Annotated in this window: 9 protein-coding genes; 3 read left to right on the top strand and 6 right to left on the bottom strand. The window is 72.6% G+C overall.

What is annotated here, in order from left to right:
* The coding region (locus tag ACWEJX_RS36455; RefSeq protein ID WP_451611703.1) for a hypothetical protein at window positions 1-1,191 on the top strand (1,191 nt) is incomplete at its 5' end.
* Between the two features lie 30 nt (window positions 1,192-1,221).
* On the opposite strand, the gene ACWEJX_RS36450 is transcribed toward ACWEJX_RS36455, so the two are convergent.
* From ACWEJX_RS36450 to ACWEJX_RS36440, 3 genes are all read right to left on the bottom strand, one after another.
* Window positions 1,222-1,701 (bottom strand): SAM-dependent methyltransferase, encoded by a 480-nt coding sequence (locus ACWEJX_RS36450; RefSeq protein ID WP_451611702.1) that lies wholly within the window; start codon window positions 1,699-1,701, stop codon window positions 1,222-1,224.
* Window positions 1,702-1,733: 32 nt separating this feature from the next.
* A complete protein-coding gene (locus ACWEJX_RS36445; RefSeq protein ID WP_451611701.1) occupies window positions 1,734-2,279 on the bottom strand; it encodes an AAA family ATPase in 546 nt (181 codons plus the stop codon).
* Between the two features lie 234 nt (window positions 2,280-2,513).
* The gene (locus ACWEJX_RS36440) at window positions 2,514-3,506 is read right to left on the bottom strand and encodes an EamA family transporter (protein ID WP_451611700.1); all 993 of its coding nucleotides are present in this window, start codon (window positions 3,504-3,506) and stop codon (window positions 2,514-2,516) included.
* Window positions 3,507-3,597: 91 nt separating this feature from the next.
* Between ACWEJX_RS36440 and ACWEJX_RS36435 the strand changes: the two genes are divergently transcribed.
* Window positions 3,598-4,509, top strand: a complete 912-nt coding sequence (locus ACWEJX_RS36435) for a LysR family transcriptional regulator (RefSeq protein ID WP_451611699.1) — start codon at window positions 3,598-3,600, stop codon at window positions 4,507-4,509.
* 146 nt (window positions 4,510-4,655) lie between these two features.
* Window positions 4,656-6,470: a glycoside hydrolase family 3 protein gene (locus ACWEJX_RS36430; RefSeq protein ID WP_451611698.1), complete on the top strand. Its 1,815-nt coding sequence runs from the start codon at window positions 4,656-4,658 to the stop codon at window positions 6,468-6,470.
* Window positions 6,471-6,551: 81 nt separating this feature from the next.
* Here the strand turns inward: ACWEJX_RS36430 and ACWEJX_RS36425 are convergent, their stop codons facing one another.
* The 3 genes from ACWEJX_RS36425 to ACWEJX_RS36415 form a co-directional block, all read right to left on the bottom strand.
* Window positions 6,552-8,000, bottom strand: coding sequence for an aminopeptidase (locus ACWEJX_RS36425; protein WP_451611697.1), 1,449 nt, complete (start codon window positions 7,998-8,000; stop codon window positions 6,552-6,554).
* Window positions 8,001-8,087: 87 nt separating this feature from the next.
* Complete coding sequence (locus ACWEJX_RS36420; RefSeq protein WP_451611696.1) at window positions 8,088-8,477, bottom strand: hypothetical protein; 390 nt, start codon at window positions 8,475-8,477, stop codon at window positions 8,088-8,090.
* A gap of 166 nt (window positions 8,478-8,643) precedes the next feature.
* The coding region (locus tag ACWEJX_RS36415; protein ID WP_451611695.1) for an ABC transporter ATP-binding protein at window positions 8,644-9,408 on the bottom strand (765 nt) is incomplete at its 5' end.

The raw sequence follows: 9,408 nt of genomic DNA, 5'->3' as shown, positions 1-9,408 counted from the left end.
GGCCAGCTCGGCAACGGATCGAACACCGACAGCAGCGTGCCCGTCGTCGTCAACGACATCATCGACGTGGCGTCGATCGCCGCCGGCGACAGCAGCGGCCTGGCGGCGACCACCGACGGCACCGTCCGCGGCTGGGGAGCCAACGGCCATGGTCAGCTCGGCGACGGCACCCACGTCAACAGGAACACCCCCGTGTACGTCTGCGCCCCCGGCGCCACCTATCCCTGCGGTGACGTCCTGAGCGGCGTGACCGCCCTCTCCGGGGGCGGCGACCACAGTCTGGCGCGGCGCACCGACGGCACCGTCGTCGCCTGGGGCGCGAACAGCTACGGCCAACTGGGCGACGGCAGCAACACCGACAGCAGCACACCGGTCCAGGTCGCCGGAGTCAGCGGGGTGACCTCCATCGGCGCCGGCTACGCGCACAGCCTGGCGGCGAAGAGCGACGGCACCGTCCGCAGCTGGGGCTTCAACGCCACCGGCCAGCTCGGGGACGGCACCACGGTCGACAGGAACGCCCCCGTACAGGTCTGCGCGCCCGCCAAGACCGCCCCTTGCACGTCCTTCCTGACCGGAATCGCGACCGTCTCGGGTGGTTTCGGCCACAGCGTGGCGCTGCGCGCCGACGGCACCGTCCGCAGCTGGGGAGCCAACACCCTCGGCCAGCTCGGCGACGGAACCACGACCTCCAGCACGGTACCGGTCCGGGTCTGCGCCGCCGGCGAGACCGCGCCCTGCACCCGCCTCCTCGACGGGGTCCTCGCCCTCGACGCGGGTGACTTCCACACCGTCGCCACCACCAGCCCCACGGCCGACGTCGCCGTCTCCCTCAGGGCCACCCCCAACCCGGTCGTCCCGAACGGCAAGCTCACCTACACCGTCACGGTCAAGAACAACGGCCCCTCGGCCGCCGAGAACGTCGTCTTCGACGACACGCTGCCCGCCGAGGGCGAGTTCGTCAGCGCGAGCCCCAGCCAGGGCAGCTGCGTCGTCCCGCCGGTCGGTTCGACGGACACGGTGACCTGCAAGCTCGGTGTCCTCGCCGCGAACACCAGCCGGGCCACCACGATCGTCGTCACCGTCCGCGCCGACGCGGGCACCACGGTCACCGACAGGGCGAAGGTCACCAGCACCACGGCCGACCCGAACCCGGTGAACAACTCCGTGACCGTGCGCACGCGCGTGGGCTGATCCGGCACCCGGCACCCGCGGCCACGGAGATCAGTAGTAGTCGCGCATGATCTCCGTGGCCCAGGCCGGCTGTCCGGTCGGGCCCTGGGGGCCGAACTCGGCGAGGTACGGCTTGAGGTCGAGCACCGGGGTGCCGTCGACCGCGTCGAGGCCCTGGACGTGGACGTCGAGGCCGTCGACGCGCAGGAGGCGGCAGCGGGAGACGCCGAGGCGGTTGGGCCGGTTCTTGCCGCGCTGGGCGAAGATGCCGACGAGCGGCCAGTCGGTGTTGCCGCGCGGGTGGCGTGCGCCGGTCTCGATCTTCTCCTCCGGCACCCGGTCGAAGTGGTAGACGACCTCCAGGTGCGAGAAGGCGTCGAGCCCCGCGAGGGCCTCCGGGCCGAAGCTCTCGGCGTCGAGCCGGATGACGGCGGTGACCTCGCCCCACTCGTCGTCGCGCACCTCGGCGCGGCCGCCGACGACGCGACCGACCGGCTGCGACACGATCCCGGTGTTCCGCTGCTCCTGCATGTGCTCCCTCTCGTCGGTCCGGGCTTCCCGGTTCAGGACAGACCGGTCGCGGCCAGGACCGCGTCCACCGTCTCCTCGACCGTCTGCTCCGCGTTGTCGATCCAGACGCCTTCCCCGGACAGCTCGTCGCGCATCGCCTCGTCGAGGAAGGCCCAGTTGGTCGTGAGGCGCTTGTGGCGGGCGTTGTTGCGCTCCCACGCCTTGTCCGGGCCGGGCGCGAGGAACACCACGTGGAACGGGCGGGCCGCCATCTGCCCCCGGTACCAGTCGAGATGGGAGCGGCGGACCACGACGTCGTCCACCACCGGCACGAAGCCGGCCGCGACGAAACTGCCCGCCAGGAGGCAGGCGTTGCGGGCCCGCAGGAAGATCTGGCGGTCCGCCTCCGGGTCGCCGTCCGGGGTCGGCCAGTGGCCGCCCCGGACGATCAGCTCCTGGAGCCGGTCGACCTCGATGTGCGCGGAGCGCCCGAACCGGGCCGCGAGGGCCGCGGCGACGGTGGACTTGCCGCTGCCGGGGATGCCGGCGAGGAGGACGGCGCCGGGGGCGGGCGTGAGGTCGACGGGGACGAGATCCATCCCCGTACCGTAGATCAACAGGTCGACTGATCAACAGGTCGACGGATCAACAGGTCCGTGGATCAACAGAGCATCAGGTCAGCACGTTGACGGATCGGCAGATCGGCGGACCAGCACTCCGGCACTCCCCCGCTCCCGCGCCTCCCGCGCCTCCGCGTCGCCCGTCCCGGGCTGCGGCGGCACGGTCGCCGGCGACTGCTCGCCCGGGTCACCGCCGAGGTTCATGGGCGCCGGTCAACGGGCGGCGGGCAGCGTACCCGGGGCGGCGGGCTCCGGCTGTCCCCCGGAGGAGGCCGGGGAGGCGTCCGTTCGGCCCGCGGCGTCCGCGGTGCGCGCCGCGCCCGCGGCATTCGCGGCGGCCTTGCGCTGCAGGGACGTCAGCGCCACTCCTCCGACGAGCAGCGCCGCCGCGCACCACCGCAGCGGGCTCACCGACTCGCCGAGGAAGAGGGCCGCCGAGGACATGCCGAAGACGGGGACCAGGAGGGAGAACGGGGCGACGGACGAGGCCGGGTGGCGGCGCAGCAGCCAGCCCCAGGCGCCGAAGCCGAAGACGGTGGTGATCCAGGCGACGTAGACGATGACGCCGGCGCCGGTCCAGTCGAGACCGCGCAGGGCGTCGAGGTCCCGCTGCGGGCCTTCGAGAAGCAGGGACAGGCCGAGCAGCGGCAGTACGGGGACGGTGCTGACCCAGACCATGAAGTTGAGCGGGTCCGGCGGGGCGGCCTTGCGGGTGAGGACGTTGGAGACGCCCCAGCAGACGGCGGCGGCGATGACGAGCGCGAAGCCGGTGAGGGCGCCGGAGGCGCCGCCGTGGGCGGAGGTCTCGTCGACGGCGGCGACGGCGATGCCCGCGAGGGCGACGCCCATGCCGAGCAGCTTGGTCCGGCCGGGGCGCTCGCCGAGGGCGAGGAAGGCGAAGAGGGCCGTGAAGACCGCCTGGACCTGGAGGACCAGGGAGGAGAGGCCGGCCGGGGCGCCCAGGCTCATGCCGGTGAAGAGCAGCCCGAACTTGGCGACGCCGAGCGCCAGGCCCACCCCCGCGATCCACTTCCACGCCACCTTCGGGCGGCCGACGAAGAAGACGGCGGGCAGGGCGGCGACGAGGAAACGGAGGGCGGAGAAGAGCAGCGGCGGGAAGTGGTCGAGGCCGATGGAGATGACGACGAAGTTGACTCCCCAGACGGCGGCGACCAGGGCGGCGAGAGCGATGTGGGCGGGGCGCATGTGCACGAGGATCACCCGCCGGGACCGTGTAGCACCAGCACGGATTCCTTCATGGTTGGATGTAGCACCGCTACAGAAAGGGGCTGGGAACGTGCTCGATCTTGGACGTCTGCGGGCGCTGCACGCCGTCGCCGTGCACGGCACGGTCGGCGCCGCCGCCACCGCCCTCGGCTACACCCCGTCCGCCGTCTCGCAGCAGATCGCCAAGCTGGAGCGGGAGACCCGCACGACCCTGCTCGAACGCGAGGGCCGGGGTGTCCGGCTCACCGACGAGGCACGCCAACTCGCCGATACGGCCGAGCGGTTGATGTCGCTCGTCGAGGAGGCGGAGGTGCGCCTGGAGGAGCGGCGCGGGCGGCCGACCGGGCGGCTGCGGATCGGCTGTTTCGCGAGCGGGGCGCGCGGTCTGATGCCCCGGGTGCTCGCGGACCTGGCCCGCCGTCATCCGTCGCTCGACGCGCGGCTGACGGAGGTCGACCCGCACCTGTCGGTGGACCTGGTCGCGCGGGGCGTGCTCGACCTGGCCGTGGCGCACGACTGGGACATCGCGCCGCTGCCCGTACCGCCGGGCGTGGAGCAGGCGGTGATCGGCGACGACCGGTGCGACATCCTCGTACCGCTCGGGCATCCGCTGGCGGAGCGGGCCACGGTGCGCCGGGAGGACCTGACGCGGGAGCGGTGGATCACGCAGCCGCCGGGGACGGTGTGCCACGACTGGCTGATGCGCACGCTGCGGGCGACGGGGTACGAGCCGCTGATCGCCCATCAGGCCGAGGAGAACCACACCCAGGTCGCGCTGGTCGCGGCGGGCCTCGGCATCGCGCTCGTGCCGCGGCTCGGGCGCGGGACGCTGCCGTCCGAGGTGGTAACGCTGCGGCTCGAACCGATCCCGACGCGGCGGCTGCGGGCGCTGTGGCGGACGGGCGCGGCGCGCCGGCCGGCGATCACGGAGACGGTGCGCACGCTCCAGGAGCTGTGGCCCGAGGTCGCGTCGACCGGGTGACGGCGGACCCGAGCCGTGGACCGAGGTCGCGTCGACCGGGTGACGGCGGACCCGAGGGCCGCGATTCTTGCGCCGATCCTTGACCTGGCAGTTACTTTCCGGCTATCGGTGGCACCTTGGAAGTTTCCTTCAAGGAAGGAGCACCAGTGCACCACCGCACACCGTCCCCCTCCAGACGCACCGTCCTCACGGTGACGGCGGCGGCAGCTGCCGCCGCCGTCACCGGTGTGACCGTCCCGGTCGCCCACGCCGACGAGGCCAAAGCCGCCGACGTCCTCTCCCGCATGTCGCTGGAGGAGAAGGTCGGCCAGCTCTTCGTCATGCGCGTCCACGGCCACTCCGCGACCGCCCCCGACCAGGCCGACATCGACGCCAACCTCAAGGACATCGGCGTCCGCACCGCCGCCGAGCTGATCGAGCGGTACCACGTCGGCGGCATCATCTACTTCGCCTGGACGCACAACACCCGCGACCCGCACCAGATCGCCGCGCTCTCCAACGGCATCCAGCAGGCCGGTCTCGCCCAGCCCACCCCGGTTCCGCTGCTGATCTCCGTCGACCAGGAGCACGGCGCCGTCGCCCGGATCGGCAAACCCGCCACGCTGATGCCGGGCGCGATGGCGCTCGGCGCCGGCGGCTCGCTGTCCGACGCCCGCAAGGCGGGGCAGATCGCGGGCGCGGAGCTCGGCGCCATCGGCATCCGGCAGGACTACGCCCCGGTCGCCGACGTCAACATCAACCCGGCCAACCCGGTCATCGGCGTCCGCTCCTTCGGCGCCGACCCGACGGCGGTGGCCGCCCTGGTGTCCGCCCAGGTCAAGGGCTACCAGCAGGCGAGGATCGCGGCGACCGCCAAGCACTTCCCCGGGCACGGCGACACGGCCGTCGACAGCCACACCGGCCTGCCGGTCATCAACCACACCCGCGAGCAGTGGTCCGAGCTCGACGCGCCGCCGTTCCGCGCGGCGATCGCCGCCGGCATCGACGCGATCATGACGGCGCACATCCTGGTGCCCGCGCTCGACCCGAGCGGCGATCCGGCGACGCTCTCCCGGCCGATCCTCACCGGCATCCTGCGCGAGGAGCTCGGCTACGACGGGGTCGTGGTCACCGACTCGCTGAGCATGGAGGGCGTGCGGACGAAGTACGGCGACGACCGGGTGCCCGTCCTCGCGCTCAAGGCGGGCGTGGACCAGCTGCTCAACCCGCCGGACCTGGCCGTGGCCTGGAACGCGGTGCTCGCCGCGGTGAAGAACGGCGAGCTGACCGAGGCCCGGCTCGACGAATCGATCCTGCGGATCCTGCGGCTCAAGGCGAGGCTGGGCCTGTTCCGGGAACCGTTCGTCACCGACGCCGAGGTCGACCGCGTGGTCGGCACCGCCGCCCACCTCGCGCACGCCGACCGGATCGCCGGGGCCACCACCACCCTGCTCGTCAACGAGGGCGGCTTCCTGCCGGTCAGCCGGCTCAGCCACCCGAAGGTGCTGGTCGTCGGCGCCGACCCGGCCTCGCCGTCGGGCACCACAGGCCCGCCGACGACCACGATCGCCGGCGCGCTCACCGAACTCGGCTTCACGGCCACCGCGTTGTCCACCGGAAGCGCCCCGACAGCCGCGAGGATCGAGGAGGCGGTGACGGCCGCCGCCGGGCAGGACCTGGTCGTCGTCGGCACGTACAACGTCTCCGCGACCAGCACCCAGCGCACCCTCGTGGCCCGGCTCGTCGAGACCGGGGTGCCCGTGGTGACGATCGCCATCCGCAACCCGTACGACGTGGCCAGGACGACCGGCCAGCGCGCCGCGCTCGCCAGCTACTCCTGGACGGACGTCGAACTGCGCGCGGCCGTACGGGTGCTGGCCGGCCAGGACAGGCCGCGCGGGCGGCTGCCCGTGCCCGTGCAGAGCGCGGACGACCCGACGCGGGTGCTCTACCCGGTGGGGTACGGCCTGTCGTACGCGTGACACGGAGCCGCGTGACGCGGAACCGGCCCCCGTCCGCGCGGGACGGGGGCCGGTTCGAGCGGACGGGCGGTCGCCGGACCGCTACGGGCGCAAGCCGTACTCGCGGGTCGCGTCCTCGTCGACCGGCTTGTCGATCCGGGCGTCGAAGCGGGCCAGCGGCTGCGCGGCCTGGACGGCGGGGGCGTCGACCCCGGCCCAGGCGAGGATGCGGGCGGTCGCGTTGGCCTTCTCGGCGTCGACGAGACCGGCCACGTTGGCACCGTGGTTGGCGCCGGGCGCCACGTACACGAAGCTGTCCCGCGCGCCCTTGCCGAGGCGGAACTTCTCCGAGCCCCACGGGTCGTTGCCGCCGTAGACGAAGAGCATGTGGTTCGCGTTGTGGCGGACCCAGTTGTCGACGTCCTTCATGACCCACGGCTTGAACTTCATGGGGATCTCGCTGGGCACGAAGCTGCGGGCGGGCTGGTAGCCGTAGCGGGTCAGTCCGTCCAGGTGCGGCTGCTTGATGGTGGGCGAACCCAGCTCGGTGGCCGCCTGGTAGTAGTACGGCGTGTAGTACTCCAGGCCCTGGTCGGTGTACGCGGACCAGCCGGAGTAGGCGTCGATCGTCTCGTAGACGGCGTCGTCGCTCGCGGTGGCGGCGTCCGGGATCTGGTCGCAGACGTCCTGGCCGTAGTACTGCCAGAAGCCCCACACGAAGTCGAGGACGACGGCCTCGTAGGCCTTGTCGAGCGAGCCGACCGTGTTGAAGGTGGCGCCGTTCTCCTTGGCCCACGCCTCGTACTTCTTCTCCAGCGGCTCGCGCCGGACCAGAGCCTCGCGCTGCATGTTGTCCAGGCGGTCGCGGCACTCCTTGGTGCCGACCGTCTCGAAGAAGCGGTCGTAGGCCGAGTCCTCGTTGTTCACCACGTCGTTCGGCGCCACGTACGCGACGACGCCGTCCATGTCGCGCGGGTAGAAGCGCTCGTAGTAGGTGGCCGTCATGCCGCCCTTGGAGGCGCCGGTGGACAGCCACTTCTTGCCGTAGATCGACTTCAGCGCGGTGTAGATGCGGTGCTGGTCGCTGGCGGCCTGCCAGATGTCCAGCTTCGACCAGTCGGCCGGCGCCGGGCGGGACGGCGTGAAGAAGCGGTACTCCATGGAGACCTGGTTGCCGTCGATGATCCGGGTCGGCTCGGTGCGGCTCGGCGTGGTGTTCAGCCCGTAGCCGCTGGTGCGGAAGACGGTGGGGCGGTCCGTGTCCTTGTGGAGGATCGAGATCCGCTGCTGGAACGTGCCCGCCCACGGGCGGTGGTGGTCGATCGGCTGCTCGTAGTTGAGGACGAAGTAGCGGTAGCCCGCGTACGGCTTCTCCTCGATCAGGGTCATCCCCGGGATCGCCAGGATGCGGTCCTTGATGTCCGTGCTCTGCGACTCGGCCGCGGTCGTGCTGCTCGTGGTCTCCGTGTCCGCGGCGGTAGCCACACCGGTCGACCCGACGGTGCCTATGAGCACCGAAAGCGACAGCACCCATCTCAGCGACTTGCGCATTCACCCTCCCCTTGGTTCACAACGGTCACGTGAACCTAGCGGGGTCAACGCACGGCCCGCCAGACCTGGTTGGCCCTTACCTGTGCATCAGCACAGGATCCAGCCGGTGGCGGTGGTGCGGCCGTCGATGGTCGCGGCGACGCGGACGCAGCGGTTGAGGGCGTATACGGTCACGGGCCCGGCCTGCCGGCGGAACCTGCCCGCGTTGACCGCCGCCCGGCCGCCGCGCGGCTGGAGGGACACCGACATCGGGCGCGGCGGGCCGGACCGCTTGGCCACGGCGAGCGCGCAGACGTAACTCCGGGTGCGGTAGAGCCGCAGCTCGCCGGTGGCGAAGGCGATGGTGCGGGTGGGCCGGCCGACACAGGCCGAGGCGGCGTCGGCGGAGCCGGCGCCGGGCCCGGCGAGGACGAGGGCGCCGACGGCGAGGACCAGGGCGAGCACATACAGGGAGAGCCGCCGGACGTCTCTCGTCACTACCCCACCGAACACGCGCCCCTCCTCCTGTCATGGCCGTACAGGCATACGACGCAGTGGGCGCGCGTTCGGTTGCCGATCGGTGGCCGATCGGTTGCCCATCGGTTGCCGATGGCTTTCCACGGGCTTCGGGTCGGCTGCCGGTCGGCTGTCGGGCAGCTGCCGGTCAGCTCAGTTCGGCCACGGGCACCGGGGTCTCGTCCTCGCCGATGAAGGTGCGCCACAGGGTGGCGTACCGGCCGCCCTGGGCGAGCAGCTCGTCGTGGGTGCCGTCCTCGGCGACCCGGCCGTGGTCCATCACGATGACCCGGTCGGCGCGGGCCGCCGTGGTGAGCCGGTGGGCGACGACCAGGGTCGTGCGGCGCCCGGCGAGGCGGTCCGTGGCCGCGTTGACCTGCGCCTCGGTGGCCAGGTCGAGCGCGGCCGTCGCCTCGTCGAGGAGCAGCACGTCGGGGTCGACCAGCTCGGCGCGGGCCAGGGCGATCAGCTGGCGCTGGCCCGCCGAGAGGTTCCGGCCGCGCTCGGCGACCTCGTGGAGGTAGCCGCCGTCGAGCGTGGCGATCATGTCGTGGGCGCCGACCGCGCGGGCCGCGGCCTCCACCTCGGCGTCGCTGGCGTCCGGCCGGCCGTACGCGATGGCGTCGCGGACCGTCCCGGGGAACAGGTACGCCTCCTGGGGCACGACGCCGAGGCGGTGCCGGTACTGGGTGAGGTCGAGGTCCCGCAGGTCGGTGCCGTCGGCGGTGACCCGGCCGCCGGTCGGGTCGTAGAACCGGGCGACGAGCTTGACCAGCGTCGACTTGCCGGCGCCGGTCTCACCGACGAAGGCCACGGTCTGCCCGGCGGGTATCCGCAGGTCGACGCCGGTCAGGGCCTCGTCCTCGGTCCCGTACGCGAACGACACGTCCTCGAAGGCGATCTCGCCGCGCAG

The sequence above is a fragment of the Streptomyces sp. NPDC004788 genome (assembly GCF_053601115.1).
This window is presented reverse-complemented; position numbering and strand designations above follow the sequence as displayed.

Coding starts and splice junctions, on each gene's coding strand:
- ACWEJX_RS36425 (WP_451611697.1), bottom strand. CDS start 8,000: ATGCGCAAGTCGCTGAGATGGGTGCTGTCGCTTTCGGTGCTCATAGGC.
- ACWEJX_RS36445 (WP_451611701.1), bottom strand. CDS start 2,279: ATGGATCTCGTCCCCGTCGACCTCACGCCCGCCCCCGGCGCCGTCCTC.
- ACWEJX_RS36450 (WP_451611702.1), bottom strand. CDS start 1,701: ATGCAGGAGCAGCGGAACACCGGGATCGTGTCGCAGCCGGTCGGTCGC.
- ACWEJX_RS36440 (WP_451611700.1), bottom strand. CDS start 3,506: ATGCGCCCCGCCCACATCGCTCTCGCCGCCCTGGTCGCCGCCGTCTGG.